At 74.5% G+C, this 23574-nt stretch carries 22 protein-coding genes; 20 read left to right on the top strand and 2 right to left on the bottom strand.

Annotated elements, in window-relative coordinates; all coding sequences use genetic code 11:
* Positions 1-5: 5 nt before the first annotated feature.
* From AB0J71_RS33175 to AB0J71_RS33130, 10 genes are all read left to right on the top strand, one after another.
* Positions 6-1235 (top strand): AMP-binding protein, encoded by a 1230-nt coding sequence (locus AB0J71_RS33175; protein WP_364417814.1) that lies wholly within the window; start codon positions 6-8, stop codon positions 1233-1235.
* 2 nt (positions 1236-1237) lie between these two features.
* Positions 1238-2494: an MFS transporter gene (locus AB0J71_RS33170; protein WP_352324377.1), complete on the top strand. Its 1257-nt coding sequence runs from the start codon at positions 1238-1240 to the stop codon at positions 2492-2494.
* The gene (locus AB0J71_RS33165; protein WP_364417812.1) at positions 2491-3342 is read left to right on the top strand and encodes an SDR family NAD(P)-dependent oxidoreductase; all 852 of its coding nucleotides are present in this window, start codon (positions 2491-2493) and stop codon (positions 3340-3342) included. The genes AB0J71_RS33170 and AB0J71_RS33165 overlap by 4 nt, the downstream gene beginning before the upstream one ends.
* Positions 3339-3761: a hydroxyphenylacetyl-CoA thioesterase PaaI gene (gene paaI, locus AB0J71_RS33160; protein ID WP_364417810.1), complete on the top strand. Its 423-nt coding sequence runs from the start codon at positions 3339-3341 to the stop codon at positions 3759-3761. The genes AB0J71_RS33165 and paaI overlap by 4 nt, the downstream gene beginning before the upstream one ends.
* A complete protein-coding gene (locus AB0J71_RS33155; RefSeq protein ID WP_352324374.1) occupies positions 3758-5071 on the top strand; it encodes an MFS transporter in 1314 nt (437 codons plus the stop codon). Before paaI ends, AB0J71_RS33155 begins: the two co-directional genes overlap by 4 nt.
* A 24-nt stretch (positions 5072-5095) precedes the next feature.
* Complete coding sequence (locus AB0J71_RS33150; protein WP_364417808.1) at positions 5096-6352, top strand: hypothetical protein; 1257 nt, start codon at positions 5096-5098, stop codon at positions 6350-6352.
* A gap of 229 nt (positions 6353-6581) precedes the next feature.
* The gene (locus tag AB0J71_RS33145; RefSeq protein WP_364417806.1) at positions 6582-8420 is read left to right on the top strand and encodes a hypothetical protein; all 1839 of its coding nucleotides are present in this window, start codon (positions 6582-6584) and stop codon (positions 8418-8420) included.
* On the top strand, positions 8404-9867 hold the full coding sequence (locus tag AB0J71_RS33140; RefSeq protein WP_352324371.1) for a hypothetical protein: 1464 nt from the start codon (positions 8404-8406) through the stop codon (positions 9865-9867). Before AB0J71_RS33145 ends, AB0J71_RS33140 begins: the two co-directional genes overlap by 17 nt.
* Positions 9868-9876: 9 nt before the next feature.
* On the top strand, positions 9877-9999 hold the full coding sequence (locus tag AB0J71_RS33135; RefSeq protein WP_352324370.1) for a putative leader peptide: 123 nt from the start codon (positions 9877-9879) through the stop codon (positions 9997-9999).
* Between the two features lie 80 nt (positions 10000-10079).
* Positions 10080-11039: a TauD/TfdA family dioxygenase gene (locus tag AB0J71_RS33130; RefSeq protein WP_364417804.1), complete on the top strand. Its 960-nt coding sequence runs from the start codon at positions 10080-10082 to the stop codon at positions 11037-11039.
* Positions 11040-11128: 89 nt separating this feature from the next.
* Here the strand turns inward: AB0J71_RS33130 and AB0J71_RS33125 are convergent, their stop codons facing one another.
* Both AB0J71_RS33125 and AB0J71_RS33120 read right to left on the bottom strand, forming a co-directional pair.
* Positions 11129-12256, bottom strand: a complete 1128-nt coding sequence (locus AB0J71_RS33125) for an acyltransferase family protein (RefSeq protein ID WP_364417802.1) — start codon at positions 12254-12256, stop codon at positions 11129-11131.
* Between the two features lie 140 nt (positions 12257-12396).
* Entirely contained in the window at positions 12397-12597 is a 201-nt protein-coding gene (locus AB0J71_RS33120) for a hypothetical protein (RefSeq protein WP_352329981.1), read from the bottom strand.
* A 203-nt stretch (positions 12598-12800) separates the two neighbouring features.
* Here AB0J71_RS33120 and AB0J71_RS33115 point away from each other — a divergent pair, with 203 nt between their 5' ends.
* The 10 genes from AB0J71_RS33115 to AB0J71_RS33070 all read left to right on the top strand — a co-directional run.
* Positions 12801-14120 (top strand): aminopeptidase P family protein, encoded by a 1320-nt coding sequence (locus AB0J71_RS33115; protein WP_352329982.1) that lies wholly within the window; start codon positions 12801-12803, stop codon positions 14118-14120.
* Positions 14121-14182: 62 nt separating this feature from the next.
* The gene (locus tag AB0J71_RS33110; RefSeq protein WP_364417800.1) at positions 14183-15088 is read left to right on the top strand and encodes a dihydrodipicolinate synthase family protein; all 906 of its coding nucleotides are present in this window, start codon (positions 14183-14185) and stop codon (positions 15086-15088) included.
* Positions 15085-16086, top strand: coding sequence for a proline racemase family protein (locus tag AB0J71_RS33105; RefSeq protein ID WP_352329986.1), 1002 nt, complete (start codon positions 15085-15087; stop codon positions 16084-16086). Before AB0J71_RS33110 ends, AB0J71_RS33105 begins: the two co-directional genes overlap by 4 nt.
* 31 nt (positions 16087-16117) lie before the next feature.
* Complete coding sequence (locus tag AB0J71_RS33100; RefSeq protein WP_364391323.1) at positions 16118-17323, top strand: FAD-binding oxidoreductase; 1206 nt, start codon at positions 16118-16120, stop codon at positions 17321-17323.
* Complete coding sequence (locus tag AB0J71_RS33095) at positions 17320-17610, top strand: (2Fe-2S)-binding protein (protein ID WP_364417798.1); 291 nt, start codon at positions 17320-17322, stop codon at positions 17608-17610. Before AB0J71_RS33100 ends, AB0J71_RS33095 begins: the two co-directional genes overlap by 4 nt.
* Positions 17603-19078 carry an NAD(P)/FAD-dependent oxidoreductase gene (locus AB0J71_RS33090; protein ID WP_364417796.1) on the top strand — a complete coding sequence of 492 codons (1476 nt, stop codon included), beginning with the start codon at positions 17603-17605 and terminating at the stop codon, positions 19076-19078. Before AB0J71_RS33095 ends, AB0J71_RS33090 begins: the two co-directional genes overlap by 8 nt.
* The gene (locus AB0J71_RS33085; protein WP_364417794.1) at positions 19071-20585 is read left to right on the top strand and encodes an aldehyde dehydrogenase (NADP(+)); all 1515 of its coding nucleotides are present in this window, start codon (positions 19071-19073) and stop codon (positions 20583-20585) included. The genes AB0J71_RS33090 and AB0J71_RS33085 overlap by 8 nt, the downstream gene beginning before the upstream one ends.
* 45 nt (positions 20586-20630) lie before the next feature.
* Positions 20631-21731 (top strand): phosphotriesterase, encoded by a 1101-nt coding sequence (locus tag AB0J71_RS33080; RefSeq protein WP_352324715.1) that lies wholly within the window; start codon positions 20631-20633, stop codon positions 21729-21731.
* Positions 21728-22798, top strand: a complete 1071-nt coding sequence (locus tag AB0J71_RS33075) for an aryldialkylphosphatase (protein WP_364417792.1) — start codon at positions 21728-21730, stop codon at positions 22796-22798. The genes AB0J71_RS33080 and AB0J71_RS33075 overlap by 4 nt, the downstream gene beginning before the upstream one ends.
* Positions 22799-22809: 11 nt before the next feature.
* On the top strand, positions 22810-23574 hold a 765-nt coding region (locus tag AB0J71_RS33070), incomplete at its 3' end, for an alpha/beta hydrolase fold domain-containing protein (protein ID WP_364417790.1).

Here is a 23574-nt window from a genome sequence, read left to right as displayed (position 1 = left end):
CCCTCATGACCGAATCGTTCTCGCTGACGTCCGCGGCGGCCGAGCCGCTGCTGCGCGTCCCGAGGCGCTCGCTGGAGCGGCTGAGGAGCGTGCCCGCGCTCGCGCCGCGCTACGAGGGCCACGAGAAGGTGCTCACGCTGGAGGACCTGGCCGCCCTGCCGCCGCTGGTCAAGGACGACCTCAACGTCGCGCTCGCGCACCTGGAGCCCAAGGCCGGACAGGGCGCGACCTGGCTCTTCCAGAGCGGCGGCAGCACCGGCGCGCCCAAGGTCGGCTACGCCCCCACCGGCTTCTACATGGACGGCGTGCACCGCCACTGGCAGCCGCTCGAACCGGACGACGTCTTCGTCAACGCCTGGGGCGCCGGCCGCATGTGGGGCGCCCACTTCCTGGCCGCGGCCCTCGCCGACCTGTCCGGCTGCCAGGTCATCGCCCTGGGCTCGGTCGGCAAGGAGGAGTACGGCGACTGGCTCGGCTTCTTCGCCGACCGCGGGGTGACCGCGTTCGGCGGCACGCCCAGCGTGCTGCGGCTGTGGTTCGCCCACGCGCGGGCGGCCGGCCTGCGCCTGCCCGCGCTGCGCAAGGTGCTCTGGCTGGGCGAGGCCTGGCATCCCCAGCTCGACGAGGACCTGGCCGAGGTCGCCCCGGACGCGCGCCGCTGGGGCATGTTCGGCAGCACCGAGACGTGGGTCGCCGCCACCAACACCCCGGACTGCCCGGCCGACGTCTTCCACCCGCTGCCCGACCAGCTCGTGCACACCGACGCCGACGAGCTGCTGGACTTCACCACGCTCAACCCCGACATGCTCAACCCGGTGCTGCGCTACCGCACCGGCGACGCCGGCCGCCTCGTCTCCTGCCCGTGCGGCCGGGACGGCAGGGCGCTGCGCATCCTCGGCCGCCGCGACTCGGTCGTCCAGGTGCGCGGCCTCGGCCTGCACGTGGACGACGTCGTCGCCCAGGCCGAGCGCGAGCCCGGCGTGCTGCGCGCCCAGGTCCTGGTCACCGAGCGGCAGGGCCGGGTCTCCGGCGTGGACGTGCTGCTGCTGACCGGCCCCGACACCCCGCCCGACCTGCCCGGACGGCTGCGCCGCGACCTCCTGGCCGCCACCTTCACCCTCAGCACGGCCTTCCAGCACGACCCCGGCTCCTTCCGGGTGCGGACGGTGGACGCGCTGATCGGCAACGACCGCACCGGCAAGACGTCCTCCTTCGTCGTGCGGGAGGAGCAGTGAGGATGCCGGGGTCGCTCGGCAGGGAGTTCGGCCTCTACTGGAGCGGCCAGACGGTGAGCCTGCTCGGCGACCGGATCACCGTGTTCGTCGTGCCGACGCTGATGATCTTCGTGTTGCACGCCTCCGCGCTGGAGGTCGGCATCGTGGCCATGGCCCAGTACCTCGGCATCCCGCTGCTCGGGCCGATCGCCGGGGTGCTCGTGGACCGGTGGGACAAGCGGCTGACCATGGTCGTGTGCGACCTCGTCCGGCTGGTGGCGGTGGGGGTCATCCCGGTCGCGTACTGGTGCGGGGTGCTCTCGACGCCGGTGTTGTTCGTGTGCGTGGCGCTGATCAGCGGCGCGACCATCTTCTTCAACATCGGCTACCTCGTCGCCGTGCCCACGACCGTGCCGCAGGACCGGCTGGTGCGGGCGTACTCGCGGCTGGAGGGCAGCAGCACGGTGTCGGAGGTGGCCGGGCCGTCGATCGCGGCCGGCCTGTACCACCTGCTCGGCGTCGCCTCGCTGCTCGTGGACGCGGCCAGCTACCTGGTCTCGGCGGCGTGCCTGCGGGCCATGAAGCCGTGGGGCGTCACGACCGGGGAGCGGGTGCCGGTGCGCTCGCGGCTGATGCTCGGCTTCCGGCTGAACTGGGCCGACCCGGTGCTGCGCCGGGTGGTGCTGGCCGCGGTGGTGCTCAACTCGGGCGGGCCCGTCTTCGTCACGGTCCTGCCGGTGCTGGCCTACCAGGGGCTCGGCGTCTCGGTGGGCGTGTTCGGCGCGGCGATGTCGGCGGCGGCCGTCGGCGCGGTGCTCGGCGCGCTGGCCGCCCCGAGGATCAGCGACCGGCTCGGCCTCGGCCGGACCATGGCCTGGGCGCTGCTGCTGCACTGCCTGGTCGGTCTCGGCGTGCTGGCCGCGCCCGCGCTGCCCGCCGCGCCGGTGATCGGCGTGACGTTCGGCTGCTACGGCTTCTTCATGTCGTGCATCAACGTGTGCAGCGCGCCGATCCGGCAGTCGCGGATGGCCGCCGAGAACCAGGGCGTCATGCACGCCGCGTTCCGTACGGCGACCTGGGGGGTGATCCCGCTGGCCGCGCTCGCGGGCGGGTCGGCGGTCACGCTGCTGACGCCCGCGCTGGGCGTGCTCGGCGCGGCGCAGGCCGTCATGGCCGGCGGCACGCTGCTGGCCGCGTTCTCGTTCCTGCCCGCCTCGGGGATCCAGGCCCGCATGGACCGGGCCGAGCCGCGGGCGCACCTGGCGGGGAGCACGTCATGACGACCGTGCTGATCACCGGGACCTCGTCGGGCATCGGGCTGGCCACCGCGGTGACCGCCGCGCGGGCCGGGCTGACGGTGGTGGCCACCATGCGCGACCCCGGCCGCGACGGCGACCTGCGCGCGGCGGCCGACCGGGCCGGCGTCACCCTGGACGTCCGCCGGCTCGACGTCACCGACCCCGCCTCGGCGCGGGCCTGCGTGGAGGGCGTGCGTGAGACGTACGGAGGGCTGGACGCGCTGGTCAACAACGCGGGCGTGTCGAACTTCGACCCCACGATGGAGATGTCCACGCCGGAGGCGCTGCGCGCCAACTTCGAGGTCAACTTCTTCGGGGTGATCGAGGTCAGCCGGGTGGCGATGCCGCTGCTGCGGGCCGCCGGCGGGCGTCTGGTGACGGTCGGCAGCGTGCACGGCGTCGTGGGCCAGCCGTTCAACGAGGCGTACGCGGCGGCCAAGGCGGCGGTCGAGGGGTTCATGGAGAGCCTGGCGCCGGTCGCGGCCGCGCACGGCGTACGGGTGAGCGTGGTGGTGCCCGGCTTCGTCTCCGACACCCGGTTCGGGATTTTTCCAGATATCAACCGGAAGACCATCCGGGCCGCCTCCGGCCCGTACGCCCCCGCCTTCGACGCCTACCTCGACTGGGTGTGCGGCCCCGGCTGGGAGGGCGCCGGCCAGACCTCCTGGCAGGTGGCCGACGTGATCGTGGACGCGCTGACCGCCCCCGACCCGCCCTTCCGCATCCCGACCGGGCCCTGGGCCTCCCGCTACGTGGCCGGCAAGCTCGCCGACCCCGACGGCTCGGCCGTCCAGGCCATGGCCAGGACCTGGCTCGGAGCCACCCCATGACCGGCCCCGCGACCGAGCCCGCGACCGGCCCCGACCCGGCCTGCCGGGCGCTCGGGATCGCGCTGGAGGAGGCCGCCGGCGGCCGGGCCCGGCTGCGCATGCGCGTCACCGAGGACATGGTGAACGGGCACGGCGTCGCCCACGGCGGCTACCTGTTCCTGCTCGCCGACGCCGCCTTCGACCACGCCTGCAACAGCCGCGGCCCGGTCATGCTGGCCCACAGCGCCCAGGTGACGTTCCTGCGCCCCGCCGCCGCGGGCGACGTGCTGGTGGCCGAGGCCACGGAACGGGCAAGACACGGTCGGCACGGCGTCTACGACGTCACCGTACGCCGCCCGGCCGGGGAGATCGTCGCAGAGTTCCGCGGCCACGGCGTCGTGGTCGCCGGCCGTCCCACCAAAGAGGGGAGAACCGAATGAACCGGCGGACCGGACGCTGGATCGAGCACTGGGAACCCGAGGACCCGGGGTTCTGGGCGGCCGTCGGACGCCGTGTCGCCACCAGGAACCTGATCTTCTCCATCTTCGTCGAGCATCTCGGCTTCGCGGTGTGGCTGCTGTGGAGCGCCGTCGTCGTCCTGCTGCCGAAGGCGGGCTTCCCGTTCACCGTCGACCAGCTCTTCTGGCTGGTCGCGGTGCCGAACCTGGTCGGCAGCACGCTGCGGCTGCCCTACACCTTCGCCGTCTCGGCCTTCGGCGGGCGCAACTGGAACGTGGCCAGCGCCCTGCTGCTCCTGGCGCCGACCGGGCTGCTGGCCTGGCTGGTCACCGATCCGGCCAGGCCCTACTGGATGTTCCTGGCCGCCGCGGCCACGGCCGGGCTCGGCGGCGGCAACTTCGCCTCCTCCATGGCCAACGTCTCCTACTTCTACCCCGAGCGGCGCAAGGGGTTCGCGCTGGGCGTGAACGCGGCCGGCGGGAACCTGGGCGTGGCGGTCGTGCAACTGCTGATCCCGCTGGTGGCGGCGGGCGGCCTGGCGTACGCCGGGCTGGTGTGGATGCCGCTCGTCGTGGCCGCCGCGCTGTGCGCGTACCTGTTCATGGACAACCTGGCCGTCGCCAGCACCGACTTCGGCACCCAGGGCAGGGCGTTCCTGCGTCCGCACACCTGGGTCATGTCCTTCCTGTACATCGGCACCTTCGGCTCGTTCATCGGCTACTCGGCGGCGTTCCCGCTGGTCGCCCGGTCGGCGTTCGCCGAGTCCGCCTCGCCGTACCTGGCCTTCCTCGGGCCGCTGGCCGGGTCGCTGGCGCGGCCGGTCGGCGGCTGGCTGGCCGACCGGTACGGCGGCGCCAGGGTCACCTCGTGGTCGTTCGTCGCCATGGCCGCCGGGGCCGTGGCCGCGCTGGCCGCGCTCGGACGGCACAGCTTCCCGCTCTTCCTGGGCGCGTTCCTGCTGCTGTTCGTCGCCTCGGGGGCGGGGAACGGGTCCACGTACCGGATGATCCCGGCCATCTTCACCGCGCAGGCCAGGCACGGGTCGCCGGACGCGCGGCTGCGGGCCAGGCGCGAGGCCGCGGCGGCCATCGGCATCGCCTCCGCGGTCGGCGCGTTCGGCGGGTTCCTCATCCCCCGCGGCTTCGCCGTCTCGCTGGCCGGGACGGGCTCCGTCGCGCCCGCCCTCCAGGTGTTCATCGGCGCCTACGCCGTCTTCCTGGCCACCAACTGGTGGTTCTACCGCCGCCGGGTGCTGGCGCGGGTCCCGAGCCTCGCCCACAGCCGGATCTGAGCATCGACGACCGAGGAGTGACACATGCCCGCCAAGTCCCTGCGTGACCTGATCGGCTTCGCCCGGCGGCACTCGCCGTTCTACGCCGACCTCTACCGCGACCTGCCCGACGGCGTGGACGACCTCACCGCGCTGCCGATCATCGACCAGAACGCCTTCTGGGCCGCCAACACCCACCCCGGCAACAGGCTGCTGACCGGCCCCCTGACCGACGCCGGCGTCTACGCCTCCGGCGGCACCACCGGAGCGCCCAAGTTCTCCCCCTGGACGCGCTCCGAGCACGCCGACTCGGTCACCGCGTTCGGCGCCGGCATGGTGAGAGCGGGCCTGCGTCCCGGCCACCGGGTGGCGAACCTGTTCTCCGCCGGCGCGATGTACGGCGGCTTCCTCTACATCGAGCACGCCCTGCACAACGCCCCCGTCGACAACGTGCGCCTGCCCATCGCCTGCCACGCCGAGGACGGCTACATCGCCGACCTGATCGAGCTGTTCGGCGTGCACGTGCTGGCGGGGCCGCCGATGAAGCTCGGCAAGGTGGCCGAGGCGGTGATCGCGCGCGGGCGCGGCGCGGACACCGTGGAGCTGCTGCTGTTCGCCGGCGACCTGCTCTTCGACGACCTGCGTCCGCAGCTGGCCAAGGCCTTCCCCGGCGCGGCGATCGCCTCGCTCGGCTACGCCTCCGTGGACGCCGGGCTGATCGGCGGCCCGGTGGCCGGCGCGGACGTGCGGGTGCACGAGGCGTTCCCCGAGCGCACCCTGGTGGAACTGCTCGACGAGGTGACCGGCGACCCGGTCACCATGCCCGGCGTGCGCGGGCGGGTGGTCGTCACCAACCTGTTCAGGACGCTGATGCCGGTCATCCGCTACCCGGTCGGCGACCTGGGGGAGTGGACCGACGCGGACTGCCGGGCCTTCCGGCTGGTCGGCAGGACGTCGGAGGGGGCCAGGGTGGAGACGGTGGCGATGTCCAGCGAGGCCGTCCGGGCCGTGCTGGTCGCCGCCGACCCGGACCGGGCGATGTCGGCGATGCAGATGGTCCAGCGCCGCTGGGACGGCAAGGACGGCCTGCTGCTCCGGCTGGCCTGCACGCAGGAGCCGCCGCCCGGCCTGACCCAGCGGCTCGTGGACGCCGTGTACGCGGCCAAGCCGCTCTACCCGAAGTCCGTGGACGAGGGGCTGGTGCACCCGCTGGCCGTCGAATGGGTGCGGCCGTCGGAGCTGGTGACGCACCCGCGTACCGGGAAGGTGCTGCAGGTCGTGGACGAGCGCCCGCACCCCTGACCCGGGCCGGAGCCTCCGGCCCTGGCCGGAGGCTCCGCATTCATCCGGATTCTTCCGCCGTCGCCCGGTACTTCGTTTCTATGATGGAAACGAGCGTCCGCGGGGCGATGCTCACCCGGGCTCACCCGTGGGGCTCACTCTCGGGGCTCCCTCGGGCACGCACCAGCTGACGACGACCCGGCAGGTTGCTGCGATGGCGGATTCGTTCAACGACGCTCACCTTCGCCTGGTGACGAAGGAGTGCCTCCCGCTGGGGAGCGGCGACCGGCTCCCGGTCATCGTGCTGCTCGGCCCCGACGGCACCGACCGCGAGGTGTGCCTCACCCGCGTCTGGCGGAGCGTCACCAGGCCCGACTCGCCGCGGGTGCGGGTGGACTTCCGGCTGCCGGGGCTGCGCGACGCGCCGGTGGTCAAGACGGTCGAGCGCATCGCCCACGACCTGATGGAGACCTCCAGCGTCCGGCTGCCCCGGGTGGTCTTCGCGCTGCACGTGCTGGCCCTGGACCCGCGGGACCGCTCCGACAACGAGCTGGCCGGCGAGCTGGACGACCTCGTGGACGGCGGCGACCCCGAGCGGCTGTCCGACGCCCTGTCCCTGCTGCGCGACCTGCTCGGCCGCATCCCGGGGGCCGAGCCGCTGGCCGCGCTCACCTCGGTGCTCCAGTACGCCGCCCGGGGCCAGCGCCGCCGCGTGGTCAGGCTGCTCAACGACAAGGGCAGGACGTGGCTGGCCGCCCAGATGGCCAACGGCAACGTGATCGATCTGGCCAGACGGCGGGACGGCCACGGCGGCGACCCGTCCGGGTCCGCGGGGGCGATCCTGTGCCGGGCCCTGGTCGCCGACCTCACCGACTCCTGGTCCAAGAGCCACCGCCACGCCCGCAGCTGCCTGCTGCTGCTGGAGGGGGCCGAGACCGCGGCGGGCCGCGCGCTGCTCAGGGCGCTCGGCCCGGCCAAGGGCGCCGACCCGCTGCTGGTGGTGGCGGAGTCGAGGGAGTGGCTGCCGATGGGCGGCTCGTGGGCGCGTCCCGGCACGGTGGTGCCCGGCGCGGCCCACCCGCCCACGCTGGCGGAGGCGAGCTACCGCGACTGGCGGGCCGGCTACGACGCCCGGGAGCAGCCGTGGTGGTACCCCGTGCTGATGCCGCCGCTGGAGGCCGACAGGTCGCGCGCCTACGCCTCGGCCGTCCGGGAGCTGACCGGCGGCCATCCGGCCGTGACCCGGCGCCTGGGCAGGCTCGCCGCCACGGCCCAGGACGACGACGCCTTCCGCGCCGTCGTGTGCCGCGAGGACCTGCTGCGCTGGCCCGACCGGCTGCACCTGGCCCACCTGGACGAGCTCACCGACTGGGCGGCGGCCAGGAACGTGGACGACGCCGAGAGCGCCCTGCTCAAACGGGCCGGCCGGACGCCGAACCTGCGCAACGAGCTGGCCGACCAGCTCTGGCTCGACCGCCGCCCGGAGGAGCGGGACCCGCACGGCCGCTACGAGGGGGCGCGCGGCCCGCAGGTCACCGTGATCCATCCGTGGCTGCGGCGGCTGCTGCTGCACCGGCTCGCCGTCACCGGACGCTGGGACGACGTGCACGGCGACCTGGAACGGTTCCACCTCGGCCCCGGCGGCGAGGAGAACCCGCGCAGCCTGCACCACCGCCTGGCCCGCGTCGGCCGGGGCGACCCCGAGGGCCATCTGACCCACGTCGCCGATCACCTGCACCGGCTCTTCGACCGGCTCGACGTGCGCGAGGACGGCCGCAGCCGCCTGCCGGAATGGCTGGCCGGCTTCAACGAGGTGACCACCGCCCCCAACCGGCTGCCGCTGGTCACCCCCCTGGACGAGCTGTACGACTCCCTGGTGGCGACCGCCGCCCCGCACGAGCGCGGGGACTGGCTCGTCGTGGTCAGAGCCCTGGTCGTGGACCGCTGGTTCTGGCTCGACCCGCTGCTCGACCCGTCCGGGAGCCGGGCCGAGCAGGTCGCGCGCGGGCTGCGGGACCTGGCCAGGCGGTCGACCACCAGTCCGGCGATCTTGTTACGGGAGGCCGACAGGTATGAGCGACGACGGTGACCTCGGCACGGCCGGGGCGGGCGATCCGGCGCCGGCGGAGGTCGGTGCGAAGTGGGCGGCGGGCCGCCGCAATCGCGTCCTGCTGCGCAGGGCGCTGGCCGGGGTGCTCGTCGTGGCGGCCGTCGTCGTCCTCGGGCTGTACGTCAGGACGTCGCGGCTCACCGACGACAGCGACGCCTTCGGCCCCGACCTGGTCCCGGTCATGAGCCGCATCGCCGCCGAGAACGCCGCGGTGGAGAAGGAGCACCCGGACGACTACGTCACCGTCGTCGCGATGTTCCCGATGACCGGCTCGCTCACCGACATCGCCCTGAACCGGGAGAGCATCAGGCACGGCCTGGAGGGCATCCACCTGGCGCAGGTGTGGCGCAACCGGCAGCCGTCCTCGCCGCCGTACGTGCGGGTGCTGGTCGCAAGCGACGGGCCGCAGGACTGGGAGCCGACGGTCGAGGCCGTCCGGGACCGGACCGCGCAGGAGCACATCGTGGCGGTGACCGGGCTGGGCGCCAGCACCGGCGCGACCCGCAGGACGGTCGCCGCCCTGAGCGCGAGCCGGTACGCGATGGTCTCGGCGGTCATCACCTCCGACGAGCTCACCGGCTTCCCCGGGCTGGCCCGCGTCGCGGCGCTGAACAGCGAGCAGGCCCAGGCCGGGGTGGTGCACGCCAGGAAGGTCAACCCCCGGCTCAAGGCGGTCGTGATCAAGGATCTCAACCCGGCCGACAGCTACGTCAAGACCCTCGCCCGGTTCTACACCGGCTCGCTGGCCGGCCGGGAGAGCGTGATGGAGTTGTCCTTCGACTCCTCGACCAGGTTCTCCGGCACCGTGCTCGACGTCATCGCCGAGCGCGTCTGCAACTCCGGCGCGAACACCGTCCTGTACGCCGGGCGCAGCGAGCAGCTGCCCGCGCTGATGCAGGCGCTCAGCCAGCGCGAGCGGTGCGTGCGGCCCGGCGTCACCGTGGTCACCGGCGACGACGCCAGCGAGATGAACCGCAAGGTCGACCTCGGCATGTGGGGGGACACCCGGATCCGGCTCTTCTACACGGCCCTGGCCCACCCGGCGAGCCTCGCGCTGCCCGGCGGCGGGGTGCTCACGGCGATCCGGGCCAGGTTCGAGGGCGACGACGCCGACAGCTTCCGGCGCCTGTTCCCGCACGAGAGCCTGGACGACGGCATGGCCATCATGCACCACGACGCCATGTTCGTGGCCCTGGAGACGGCCAAGGCGTTCGCCCGCGAGCCGGACGTGCCCTCGCCGCAGGACATGGCGAACATGCTGACCAGCGGCACGGTGTCGGTCGAGGGCGCCAGCGGCCCGATCAGGATCGTCGAGGGCGGCGCCCGCCAGACCAAGGAGATCCCGATCCTCCAGCTCAACCCGGACGGCACCTCGGCGTACTCGGGCCGGGTCACGGTGACGGACGGCGGCCCCGGCACGAGCTGACCAGTTTTCATGTATTACCTATTGCTTTTGTGGGAAATTTCGCGCAGGATCAGAGGCGTGAAGAGCCTTCTGGTGGCCCGCCTCCACGTCGACCTCCGGCGGCAGGCGAGCGCGCTCTGTGCCGTGCGGTGACCTCCGGGTCCCCGCTCTCCTCGGACGCGCGAGCGTCCTTCCCCCAGACCTTCCCCGAAGCTCAGAGGAGTGGCCGAACCATGTCGACCCCCACCAGCGTGCTCACCGTCCGGCGCGTCGCCGGGCACATCGGCGCCGAGATCACCGGCGTCGATCTGGCCCACCCGCTCGATCCGTCCGTGGTCGAGGAGATCCGCCAGGCGCTGCTCGCGTACAAAGTCGTGTTCTTCCGCGGGCAGGAGCTCGACCACGCCGCGCAGATCGCCTTCGCCCGCCAGTTCGGCGAGCTGACCCACGCCCACCCGCACGAGGACGCGCCGCCGGAGGAGTTCCCGCAGATCCTGACCATCGACCCGCGCCGGTACGAGAAGCGTTACGGCGTCAACTACCGCGAGCTCTACCAGCGGAGGCGCTACTCCTACTTCTCCGGCTGGCACACCGACGTCACCGCCGCCGTCAACCCGCCCGCCGCCTCGATCCTGCGGGCCGAGACCGTGCCGGAGTTCGGCGGCGACACCCAGTGGACGAACCTGGTGGCCGCCTACGAGGGCCTGTCCGCGCCGCTGCGCGACCTGGTGGACGGCCTGCGCGCCGAGCACCGCTTCCTGGCCGGCTACCAGGCCGCCGACGAGGACGGCAAGCTGGTCAAGCGCATCAACGACAACCTGCTGATCTCCGTGCACCCGGTGGTGCGGGTGCATCCGGAGACCGGTGAGCGGGCGTTGTTCGTCAACCCCGGCTTCACCGACCACATCGTGGGCCTGTCGGCCGTGGAGAGCCGCCGCATCCTCGACCTGCTGTACGAGCAGCTCACCCGGCCCGAGTACACCGTGCGGTTCCGCTGGCAGCCCGGCAGCGTCGCCTTCTGGGACAACCGCGCCACCGCCCACCTCGCCCCGTCCGACCTCGACCACCTCGACGTGCCGCGCACGCTGCACCGGGTCACGCTGATCGGCGACCGTCCCGTCGGACCCGACGGGTTCGTCTCCGAGATCGTGGCCGGAAGGGAGTTCAGGGCGCAGTCACTCGTGGTCGCCTGACGACGGCGGCCACCTCCGCGAGCGGGACCCGCTCGCGGCACCGGACGCGCGGGCGGGGGCTGGGGGGTGCCCGCCCGCGGCGTCGGTCCCTACTTCTGGACGGGGGCGCGTGACCCGCTCAGCCGGCGCCCGAGCCGCTGGGCCGGGGCCTCGATCACGTGGTACGTCACCAGGCACAGCGGGATCAGGACCAGGTAGTACAGCACCAGGTTCGGCAGCAGGCGCAGCAGCAGGGGATGCAGCAGGTAGACGGAGAAGCTGATCACGCCGAGCCGGGTCAGCACGCGCGGGAACGTCCTGTGGCGCAACGCCAGCCCCACCCCGAACACGGCGAACGCGAGCACGAGCGCGGGCGCCCATCCCGGGTCGTCCTTGGCGGGGACGCCGCAGGCCACCACCGCCAGGCAGGCGAGCCCGGCGGTCCGCCAGGAGATCGCGCCCTGCTCGGCGCGGTGCACCGCGGTCCCGGCGAACATGGCCGCCAGGATGATCACGCCCTGCCAGGTGCCGGCCCGGCTGCCCAGGACCACCAGCGCCAGGCCGAGCAGCCCGCCCGCCGCGGCGGCCGCCGTACGGGCCCGGCCGTCCCCGAGGGCGGTGACCGCGATCGCCGCCACGACCGCGAGGACCAGCAGCGCGGCGGTCAGGTCGGCACCGCCGTTGATCGACGCGCCCGGCAGCAGCAGCCCCGCCGGCACGGCCAGCGCCGCCAGCGCGACGGCGATCCCCGCCGACCTGCGGGCCTGGCCGGTCGCGAACAGCGCCACGCTGATCAGGTAGAACGCCATCTCGTACGACAACGTCCAGGTGACGCCGATGACGGGCGGCAGGTTGAGCAGCTCCTGCAGCATCGTCAGGTTGCCGAGCGCGACCAGCGGCGCGGGACGTTCGCCGAGGCGCGGATCCAGCGGGAACAGGCCCGCGAGGGCGAGCAGGGACGCCAGGCCGAGGGCGGCCAGCAGCAGCGGCAGCAGGCGGAAGGCCCGCCCGGTCCAGAAGGCGCGCAGGTCGCCGCGCCGTTCCAGGGACGCCGGGATGATGTAGCCGCTGACCAGGAAGAACACGAAGACGCCCCACGTGCCGAGGTCGATCCTGCGGTCCACGACCGCCCACGCGGCCGGGACGAAGGACCAGCCCGCGTGGTGCGCGGTGACGGCCAGCGCGGCGGGCCCCCGCAGGGCGTCCAGCCAGGCCAGCCGGGCGGAGGCGGGGGACATCTGTCGGATTCTAGGCCATTTGCGACAGAACCTTCCTGACCGGACGGCCGCCCGGATCGCGGTCGGCTCAGGCTTCCCGGGCCGGCTCGCCGCGTTCGGTCGCAACCGGCTTCAGGCTTCCCCGGGCCGGATCGACGCGTTCAGCGCGACGGCGAACGCCGCAGGCGCAGGCCGATCACCACGACGGCGACGCCCACCAGCAGGACCACCGGACCGATGACCGCCCAGGCGGTGTCGCCGGTCATCACGCTGCCGCCCACCACGCCCAGTCCCTGGAGCGCCCAGAGCCCGCCGACCAGGGCCAGCAGCACGCCGACGACGATGAGGATCCAAGAGGTCATCGTTCTTCCCGTCTCTCGTCCCGCCGTGCTCGTCCGCTTGCGGGGTCTGGGTGTGCTCGTTGATCGCGTGGCTCCCGCAGCGTAACCGAGCCTTTGTCACGATATGCGGATTTTTCTGGTCACCTCTTGGCGGCGGGCTTCCGCCGTCTTAGTGTTCAGTGCAATGCCACACATTACTGAGCCCTATGGAAGGAGTGATCCCGGTGCGTGACGGCAGGCCCCCGAGGCTGTCCGAGATTCCCGCGTTCACCGCGTACATGAACACCGGCTGGGGCGCCCCCGACCGCACGCCGCGCGTGGTGCCCGGCGCGGCCGAGGCCGCCGCCGCCCACCGGACGCGGCTGGCCGAGGCGCTGCCCGGCCGGAAGGTCGTGCTGGCCGCGGGGCAGGCTCCGATCCGCAGCAACGACATGGCCTACGACTTCCGCGCCGGCAGCGACTTCGTCTGGCTGACCGGCTGCCAGATCGAGAACGCCGTCGTCGTGCTGGAGGGCGCCGAGGCCACGCTCTACGTGCCGCCGCCCGCCCGCCCCGGCGACCCGGCGTTCTTCACCGACTCCAGGTACGGCGAGCTGTGGGTGGGCGCCGCCCCCGGCCTGGACGACTGGGCCAAGGCGCTGGGCGTCCCGGTCAAGCCGCTGGCCGAGCTGACCATCGAGGTGACGGACGACCAGGAGGCCGCCCGGGTCCTCGCCGAGCTGCGCATGTACAAGGACGACTGGGAGCTCGGCCAGCTGCGCGAGGCGGTGGACCGCACCGTCGAGGGCTTCGCCGAGGTCGTCCGCGAGATCCCCGCCGCCGTGGCCGGGCGCGGCGAGCGATGGCTCCAGGGCACCTTCGACCGGTACGCCCGCGCCTACGGCAACGGCCCCGGCTACCCCTCCATCGTCGGCGGCGGCCCGCACGCGCCCACCCTGCACTGGGTGCGCTGCGACGGCCCGGTGACCCCCGGCGAGCTGCTCCTGCTCGACCTCGGCGTCGAGGCGGAGAGCTGCTACACCGCCGACGTCACCCGCACCTTCCCCGTCTCCGGCCGCTTCACCCCGGCCCAGCGGCAGGTGCACGACCTGGTCGAACGCGCCCACCGGGCGGCGCTCGCCGCCGTGGCCCCCGGCCGCCGCTTCAGCGACTTCCACCACGCCGCCATGGAGGTCGTCGCGCACGGCCTGGCCGGCTGGGGCCTGCTGCCGGTCTCGGTGGACGAGGCGCTGTCCGACGCCGGCCAGCACCACCGCCGCCACCTGGTCTGCGGCGTCGGCCACCACCTCGGCCTGGACGTGCACGACTGCGGCCGGGCGAGCCAGGAGGCCTACCAGGACGCCGTCATGGCCCCCGGCATGGCGCTCACCGTGGAGCCCGGCCTGTACTTCCACCCGCACGACCTCACCGTCCCGCCGGAGCTGCGCGGGATCGGCGTCCGGATCGAGGACGACCTGGTGGTCACCGAGCAGGGCGCCGACGTGTTGTCGGCTGCGCTGCCCCTGGACGCCGACGGCCTGGAGAAGTGGATGGCCGCCGGGTAGGTAGTCGCTGTGACATTGCACCGCATAATCTCTCGAATATCCCCATGTGAGGAGACCTCAGCATGACCACCTCCGCCACGCCGTGGCGCGGCATCCACGTCGCGACGGCCCTGCCCTTCGCCGACGACCTCTCCGTGGACTACGACGGGTTCGCCGAGCACGTGCGCTTCCTGGCCGAAGGCGGCTGTGACGGTGTGACGCCCAACGGCTCGCTGGGCGAGTACCAGACGCTCACGTCGCAGGAGCGGGCCCGCGTCGTCGAGACGGCCGTCCAGGCCGCGCCGCCCGGATTCGGCGTCATGCCGGGCGTGGCCGCGTACGGCTCCATGGAGGCCCGCCGGTGGGCCGACCAGGCCGCCGAGGCGGGGGCCACGTCCGTGCTGCTGCTGCCGCCGAACGCCTACCGGGCCCCGCGCGAGGCCGTCGTCGCCCACTACCGGGAGGTCGCCAAGGCCGGGCTGCCGGTCGTGGCCTACAACAACCCGTTCGACACCAAGGTCGACCTGACCCCCGCGCTGCTGGCCGAGCTGTACCACGAGGGCCTGATCGTCGGCGTCAAGGAGTTCACCGGGGACGTGCGCCGAGCGTACGAGATCGCCGAGCTGGCGCCTGAGCTCGACCTGCTCATCGGGGCCGACGACGTGCTGCTGGAGCTGGGCCTGGCCGGGGCCGTCGGCTGGATCGCCGGGTACCCGAACATGATCCCGCAGTCCACGACCCGCCTGTACCGGCTGGCCACCTCGGGCGACCCCGCCGACCTGCCCGAGGCGCTGCGCGTCTACCGCGACCTGCACCCGCTGCTGCGCTGGGACTCCAAGCCCGAGTTCGTGCAGTCGATCAAGCTGTCCATGGACCTGGCCGGGCGCAGGGGCGGCGCCTGCCGTCCGCCCCGCCTGCCGCTGGCGCCCGAGCTGGTCGCCCGCATCACCGCCGACACCGAGGCCGTCCTGGAAAAGGGCTACAAGTGAGATCACGCCGCACCTTCCACGCCGTCGACTCCCACACCGAGGGCATGCCCACCCGCGTGATCGTCGGCGGCGTCGGCGCCATCCCGGGGGCGACCATGGCCGAGCGCCGGCTGTGGTTCATGGAGAACAGCGACGACGTGCGCACGCTGCTCATGTACGAGCCGCGCGGCCACGCCGCGATGAGCGGGGCGATCCTCCAGCCGCCCACCCGGCCCGACGCCGACTACGGCGTGCTGTTCATCGAGGTCTCCGGGCTGCTGCCGATGTGCGGCCACGGCACGATCGGCGTGGCGACCGTGCTGGTGGAGACCGGGATGGTGCCCGTGGTCGAGCCGGTCACCACGATCCGGCTCGACACGCCGGCCGGGCTCGTGGTGGCGTCCGTGGCGGTCGAGGACGGCGCGGCGACCTCGGTGACCATCCAGAACGTGCCCTCCTTCGCGTACGCGCTGGACCGCAAGGTCGAGGTGCCCGGCTTCGGGGAGATCGGCTACGACCTGGCCTTCGGCGGCAACTTCTACGCCTTCGTCGAGCTGGCCGAGCTGGGGCTGCCCTTCGACCGGGCCCGCGCCGGCGACCTGCTGTCGGCCGGGCTGGCGATCATGGACGCCGTCAACGAGCACGACCGCCCGGTCCACCCCGAGCGGCCCGACATCAACGGCTGCCACCACGTCTACCTGGCCGCCCCCGGCTCGACGGCGCAACTGTCCAGGCACGCCATGGCCATCCATCCCGGCTGGTTCGACCGCTCGCCGTGCGGCACCGGCACCAGCGCCCGCATGGCCCAGTTCCACGCCCGCGGCGAGCTCGCGCTCGGCGACGACTTCGTCAACGAGTCGTTCATCGGCACCCGCTTCACCGGACGGCTGCTCGGCGAGACCACGGTCGGCCCGCTGCCCGCCGTGCTGCCCTCGATCACCGGCCGCGCCTGGGTCACCGGCACCTCGCAGTTCCACCTCGACCCGACCGACCCCTTCCCGGCGGGGTTCCTGCTGTGAGCCGCCGGGCGGGCGGCGCGAAGGGCACGCCGTGAGCGCCGACCTCGTCGTGGTCGGCGCCGGCGTGGTGGGCGCGGCCGCCGCGTACTTCGCGGCGCTGGCCGGGCTGCGCGTGGTGGTCGTCGAGCGCGGCGCCATCGCCGGCGGCACGTCCAGCGCGGGCGAGGGCAATCTGCTCGTGTCCGACAAGGAGGCCGGGCCCGAGCTGGACCTCGCGCTCTACTCCCAGCGCGTGTGGCGCGAGGACCTGGCCGAGCACGCCGGGCTGTGGGAGTTCGAGGCCAAGGGCGGGCTGGTCGTCGCGGCGTCCGGGCCCGGCCTGGCCTCGCTGCGCGAGCTGGGCGAGCACCAGCGCCGCCACGGCGTCGAGGTGCGCGACGTGGCGGCGCAGGAGCTGCGCGACTACGAGCCGCACCTCGCCCCCGGACTCGCCGGAGCCGCCTTCTACCCCCAGGACGCCCAGGTCCAGCCCATGCTGGTGGTCGCCCACCTGCTGCGGCTGGCCCGCGCGCACGGCGCCGAGGTGCGCACCCGCACCGGCGTCACCGGCTTCCTGCGCGACGGGAGCCGCGTGACCGGCGTGCGCACCACGGCCGGCGACCTGCCCGCCGGGGCGGTGCTCAACGCGACCGGCACGTGGGCCGGCGACGTCGCCGCCCTGGCCGGGGTGCACGTGCCCGTCCTGCCCAGGCGCGGGTTCGTGCTGGTCACCCAGCCCATGCCGCCCCGGACGATCCGCCACAAGGTCTACGCCGCCGAGTACGTCGGGGACGTGGCCAGCTCCGACGCCGCCCTGCAGACCTCGCCCGTCGTGGAGGGCACCGGCAGCGGCACGATCCTCATCGGCGCCTCCCGGGAGCGCGTCGGCTTCGACCGCACGTTCTCCCCGCGGGCGGCCGGCGCGCTGGCGGCCAAGGCGATCGCGCTGTTCCCGATGTTGCGGGACGTCCGCGCCATGCGCACGTACCTGGGCTTCCGGCCGTACTGCCCGGACCATCTGCCGGTGATCGGGCCCGACCCGCGCGCGCCCGGGTTGTGGCACGCCTGCGGGCACGAGGGCGCGGGCATCGGACTGTCCGCGGGCACCGGCAGGCTCGTCGCCCAGGCGCTCACCGGCCGCACCCCGGACCTCGACCTCAAGCCGTTCGCCCCCGACCGCTTCCCCGCCCCCGACCGTTCTTCCGGCACCGGGTTTCCCGGCGCCGGGTCCGCCGCGACCGAGGAGGGGCGCCGATGACCCACCAGATGACCTTCCGCGGCGCGAGCGTGCCCGCCGAACCGGGCCAGAGCGTCGGGGCCGCCCTGGTCGCGGCCGGCATCCTCGACTGGCGCAGCACCCGCGGGGCGGGCCGGCCGCGCGGCCTGTTCTGCGGCATCGGCGTCTGCTTCGACTGCCTCATCACCGTCGACGGCGTCCCCGACCTGCGCGCCTGCCTGGTCCCGGCGCGCGACGGCATGCGCCTCGGCGACGACGCCCCGGCAGACGGCGAGCAAGACGGCGAGCAGGGAGGCCCACATGCGTGAGACGCACGACGTCGCCGTGGTCGGCGCGGGCCCGGCGGGGCTGGCCGCCGCCGTCGAGGCCGCCGCGGCCGGGCTGGACGTGGCCCTGGTGGACGGCGCCCGCCAGCCGGGCGGCCAGTTCTGGCGGCACTACGACGAACGCCACGCCCGCCCCGAGGACGCCGCCGGGCACCACGACTGGCCGGTCTTCACCCGGCTGCGCGACCGGCTGCGCGCCCTGACCGCCGCCGGACGGGTCCGCTACCTGCCCGGCCACCAGGTCTGGCTGGCGACGCGCGACGGCACGGGCACGTTCACGCTGCGCACGACGCCCACCGTCCCCGAGGAGGGGGCGTCCGGCACGACGGTGACCGCCCGCGCGCTGATCCTGTGCCCCGGCGGCTACGACAGGCAACTGCCCGTCCCCGGCTGGGACCTGCCCGGCGTGATGGCCGCCGGGGGAGTGCAGGCCCTGCTCAAGGGGCAGCGCACGCTCGCCGGCCGCCGCGCGGTCGTCGCCGGGACCGGGCCGTTCCTGCTGCCGGTCGCCACCGGCCTGGCCGCGGCCGGGGCGCGGGTGGCGGCGGTCGCCGAGGCCAACGCCACGCTCGGCTGGCTGCGCGACCCGCGCGGCGCCGCGTCCGTGCCGGCCAAGGGGCTGGAGGCGCTGCGGTACGCCGCGCTGATGGCCCGCCACCGCGTGCCGTACCGCACCGGGACCGTGGTCACCGAGATCCTCGGGGAGAACCGGGTCGAGGCCGTCCGGCTCGCCCGGCTCGGCCGCGACGGCCGCCCGGCCGGGCCGGCCGGCGAGATCCCCGCCGACCTCGTCGCGCTCGGCTGGGGGTTCACGCCGTCCCTCGAACTGCCGCTCATGCTCGGCGCCGGCACCAGGAAGGACGTCGACGGCTCGCTCGTCGTGACCGTGGACGCCTTCCAGCGCACCGGCGTCCCCGGCCTGTACGTCGCGGGCGAGGCGACCGGCGTCGGCGGCGCGGCCCTGGCCCGCCAGGAGGGCCGGCTGAGCGCCCTGGCCCTGGCCCGTACGCTGGGCCGCCGGGCCGACCCGGCGCTCATGGGCCGGTTGCGCCGGTCGATCGCCCGCGGGCGGCGCTTCGCCGCGGCCATGCACCGGACCTACCCCGTGCCGCGCGCCTGGACGTCCTGGCTGCGGGACGAGACGCTGGTCTGCCGCTGCGAGGAGGTCTCCTACGGCGACCTGCGCCGCGCCCACGACGACCTGGGCGCCGACGATCCGCGCACGCTCAAGATGCTGGCCAGGCCGGGCATGGGCTGGTGCCAGGGACGGGTGTGCGGGTTCGCGACCGCCGGCGTCGCGGCCTGCCTGGGCCGCCGCGAGAGCACGGCCGGCGACCTGCGCCCGCTGTCCACCCGGAGCCTGGCGGCCCCGGTGCCCCTGGGCGAGCTGGCCGCGCTCGCCGACGACAACCCTGACGAAGATCATGAAAGAGGACGAGACCGTGAGTGACGTGCTGAGCGTCGATCCGCGTACCGGACAGGTCCGCGAGCGCGTCGCGGCGGAGTCGACGCCGCAGGACGTGGACCGTGCCGTGCGCGCCGCTGCCGCCGCCGCCCCCGCGCTGGCCGACCGGTCCGTACGCGCCGACCTGCTGCGTACCGCCGCGGCGCTGCTGGAGGAGGGCGGCGAGGAGATCATCGCGACCGCCGACGCGGAGACCGCGCTCGGCCGGGTCCGCCTCACCGGCGAGCTGGCCCGCACCTGCTACCAGCTGCGGGCCTTCGCCGACGTGGCCGAGTCGGGCGCCTTCCTGGACGTGATCATCGACCACGCCGACCCGGCCGCCCGCCCGGCCCCCCGCCCCGACCTGCGACGCTACAAGGTGCCGCTGGGCGTGGTCGCGGTGTTCGCGGCGAGCAACTTCCCGCTGGCCTTCAGCGTGCCGGGCGGCGACACCGCCAGCGCGCTGGCCGCCGGCTGCCCGGTCGTCGTCAAGGCGCATCCGGACCATCCGGCGACCAGCGTCCTGACCGCCCGCGCGCTGCGCGCCGCCGCGGAGAAGGCCGGTCTGCCGGCCGACGTCGTCGGCCTGGTGCACGGCTTCGCGGCGGGCCCGGAGCTGGTCCGGCACCCGCTGACCGCCGCCGTCGGCTTCACCGGCTCGGTACGCGGCGGGCGGGCGCTGCACGACCTGGCCGCCGCGCGGCCGCGGCCGATCCCGTTCCACGGCGAGCTGGGCAGCCTCAACCCGGTCGTGGTGACCGAGCGGGCCGCCGCCACCAGGGCGGCCGAGATCGGCGCGGGCCTGGCCGCCTCCTACACCCAGGGCCTCGGCCAGTTCTGCGTCAAGCCGGGCCTGGTCCTGCTGCCCGCGGGCCCGGCGGGCGACGCGGTGCTCGACGCCGTGGTCACGGCCGCCGTGCCCGCCGGACCGCTGCTCGACCCGCGCATGCGCGCGGCCTTCCTGGACGGCGTGCGCTCCCGCGCCCAGCTGCCCGGCGTCACGCAGGCGCTGGCCGCGGGCGAGGACGACGCCGCGCCGCTGGCCGTCCGGCCGGGCGTGCTGACCGTGGCAGCCGGGCGGCTCGCGGACGGCGACGCCCACGCCGAGCTGCTGGAGGAGTGCTTCGGACCGGTCACCGTGGTGGCCCGGTACGGCTCGGAGTCCGAGCGGGACGCCGTGCTCGACGCGCTGTCCGGCAACCTCACCGCGACCGTGCACCTGGCGGCCGACGAGCGCGAGGGCGCGGCGGCCGGCCTGGTGGCCAGGCTCGCCGGGCTGGCCGGGCGGGTCGTCGTGGACGGCTGGCCCACGGGCGTGTCGGTCGCGCCCGCGATGCAGCACGGCGGGCCGTACCCCGCCTCCACCAGCACCTCGACCTCGGTCGGCGGCACCGCGATCGAGCGCTGGCTGCGCCCGGTGTGCTTCCAGGACACCCCCGACCCCCTCCTGCCGCCGGAGCTGCGCGAGGCCAACCCGCTCGGCGTCCCCCGGACGGTGGACGGAGTCGCCTGACGCTTTTATCTACACTTGTAGACGCTCTGGGGCTATATTGCTCGTGTGTCCACCACCGATGCCACGGTCGTGGCCGTCACCGGCGAGGTCCCAGCGGCCTCGCTGGGCGCGGTCCTGCCGCACGAGCACCTGCTGAGCGACTTCGCCCCGCCCGACGACACGCCCGAGTCATGGGCGCGCACCGGCCGCACCCGCCCCACGGCGGCCGGCGCCCTGTGGCTCTACCGCGCGCCGCTGACGATGGACCTGCTCGGCGAGGTCGGCATGGGCGCCGTCAACCGGGACGACCTGCTGCTCGGCGACGCGGGCCTGGCCGCCGCCGAGCTGGCCGCCTTCCGGCAGGCAGGCGGCGGCACGGTGGTGGACCTGACACCCGACGGGCTCGGCCGCGACCCGGCCGGGCTGCGCCGGCTCGCCGAGGAGACCGGCGTGACCGTCGTCATGGGCTGCGGCCGGCACCACCCCGCACGGACCGCCGCCCGGGACACCGCCGCCCCGACCTCCGCCCGGGACGTCGCCGCGCCGGCCGAGGAACTGGCCGAGGAGCTGATGCGCGACCTCACCGAGGGCGTGGGCGGCGTGCGGGCCGGCGTCATCGGCGAGCTGGCCGCGCTCGACCCCGGCGTGCCCGCCGAGCGCGCGCTCCTGGTCGCCGCGGCCCGCGCGGCGGCGGCCACCGGCGCCGCCGTCTCGCTGGCCCGCAACGAGGACCCGGCCGTCCAGCAGCGCGTCCTCGACCTGCTCGCCGAGGAGGGCGCGGACCTCACGCGGGTGGCCGTCGGGCACTGCGACGCGCTCTCCCCGCGACCCGACGACCTCGAACCGCTGCTCGGACGCGGCGTCTTCGTGCAGTTCGACCAGCTCGGCAGGCTGCCCACCGCGCTCAGCGTCTCCGACGACCAGGACGTCGCCGCGGCCGTGCTCGAACTCGCCCGCCGGGGCCACGCCGGACGCCTCCTGCTGTCGCAGGGCGTACGGGCCAAGTCCCAGCTCCTGGCCTACGGCGGCGGCGGTTATGCGTTCGTCCTGCGGCAGTTCGTGCCGTACCTGAGGATGCTCGGAGCCGACGACGAGCTGATCGAGACCGTCACCGTGCGCAACCCGAGGCGGCTGCTCACGTTCCGGACCGAGGAGGCGGGCTCGTGAGCCGCTACCCCTTCCCCATCCCCGACCTGTCCGGGCAGGCGCTCACCGTCGCCGGCCCGGTGGACCCGGCGCTGCTCGGGCAGACGTCCATGCACGAGCACATCTTCATCGACCTGCGCAGGCCCGTCCGGTCCCGCCGGCCCGGCGAGGACGCGCCGGCGGCGGCCGAGCCGCTCACCCTGGCCAACCTCGCCCGCACCCGCCACGGCGGGCCGAACGCCGACAACGACCTGCTGGGCGACTTCGACGAGATGCTCGCCGAGACCCTCGCCTTCGCCCACAGCGGCGGCCGCACCATGGTCGAGGTCTCGCCCATCGGCCTCGGCCGCGACCCCGAGGCGCTGCTGCGGCTGTCCCGGGCCAGCGGGATGCACATCGTCATGGGCGGCGGCTGGTACACGCCGGCGTTCCATCCGGCCGACATGGACGAGCGAACCGTGGACGAGCTGGCCGACGTCATCGTGCGCGACGTCGTGCTCGGGGCCGACGGCACCGGCGTGCGCGCGGGCATCATCGGCGAGGTCGGCGCGGAGTCGGTGCCGCTGACCAGGGGCGAGCTCAAGAGCGTACGGGCCGCCGGGCGGGCCGCCCGCGTCACCGGCGCGCCGGTCACCTTCCACGTCGGCGGCGTCGGCGAGGAGAAGTTCCGGGTGCTCGACATCCTCCAGGAGGAGGGCGTCGTCCCCGGAAACGTCGTCCTGGGCCACTGCACGGACGTCCTGTCCGGCCCGGAGTTCGCCGAGCGGCTGCTGGCCCGCGGCGTCTTCGTCGAGTTCGACTTCCTGGCCGCGCCGGGCAGCCCGTGGGGGCACCTCGTCCTGGGCAGCGACCACAAGGTCCTGCGCGGCATCGCCGACCTGGTCGAACGGGGCTACGCGAGCCAGATCGTGCTCGGCCACGACGTGTGCCAGAAGATCCAGCTCAAGCGGTACGGCGGCAAGGGCTACGACTACATCCCGCGGCACTTCCTGCCCGCCCTGCGCCGCCTCGGCGTCAGCCCCGAGGCCATCCACATGATCATGGTCGAGAACCCGGCACGGGCACTCGCCTTCGCCGCACCGCAGTGACCAGGAGAACCATGCCCCCCATCCCCGTGCCCCCCGACCCTGCGCCTTCCACCCTCGGGCCCTCCACCTCCGTGCCTCCCGTCCCCGTGCCCTTCGACCCGGCGCTGGCCGCCGTCCTGGACGGCATGCCCCGGCCGGACGGTCCCGCCCCCACCCTGGACACCATCCCCCTGATGCGCGCCGCCGGGGCGGCCATGCCCATGCCGCCGGTCGCCGAGGTGATCGGCGACCGCGAGATCGACGCCGAGGAGCTGCTCGTCCCCGGACCGGCCGGCGCGCCGGACCTGGAGGTCACGCTCCTGCGCCCGCGCCGCCTGCGGGCCCCGGTCCCCGGGCTGTACAACATCCACGGCGGCGGCATGATCACCGGCCATCGGGCCATGGACACGCCGCGCCTGGTCGCGCTCGTCGAGGAGCTGGGCGTCGTCGCCGTCAACGTCGAGTACCGCCTGGCCCCCGAGCATCCCCACCCGGCGCCGGTCGAGGACTGCTACGCCGGGCTGACCTGGATGTCGCGGCACGCCGCCGAGCTCGGCGTGGACCCCGGGCGCGTGGTGGTCATGGGCGGCAGCGCCGGCGGCGGCCTGGCGGCCGGGGTCGCCCTGCTGGCCCGCGACCGCGGCGGCCCGCGCCTGGCCGGCCAGCTCCTGCTGTGTCCGATGCTGGACGACCGCAACACCACCGTCTCCAGCCACCAGTACGACGGCCTCGGCACCTGGCCGCGCGCCCTGAACCTGCTGGGCTGGCGGGCCCTGCTCGGCGAGCGGGCCGGCGAC

The organism is Nonomuraea sp. NPDC049637, from assembly GCF_040675235.1.
GTDB lineage: Bacteria > Actinomycetota > Actinomycetes > Streptosporangiales > Streptosporangiaceae > Nonomuraea.
Note: the sequence above shows the minus strand (reverse complement) of the source record. Positions and strands in the feature narration are given on the sequence as shown.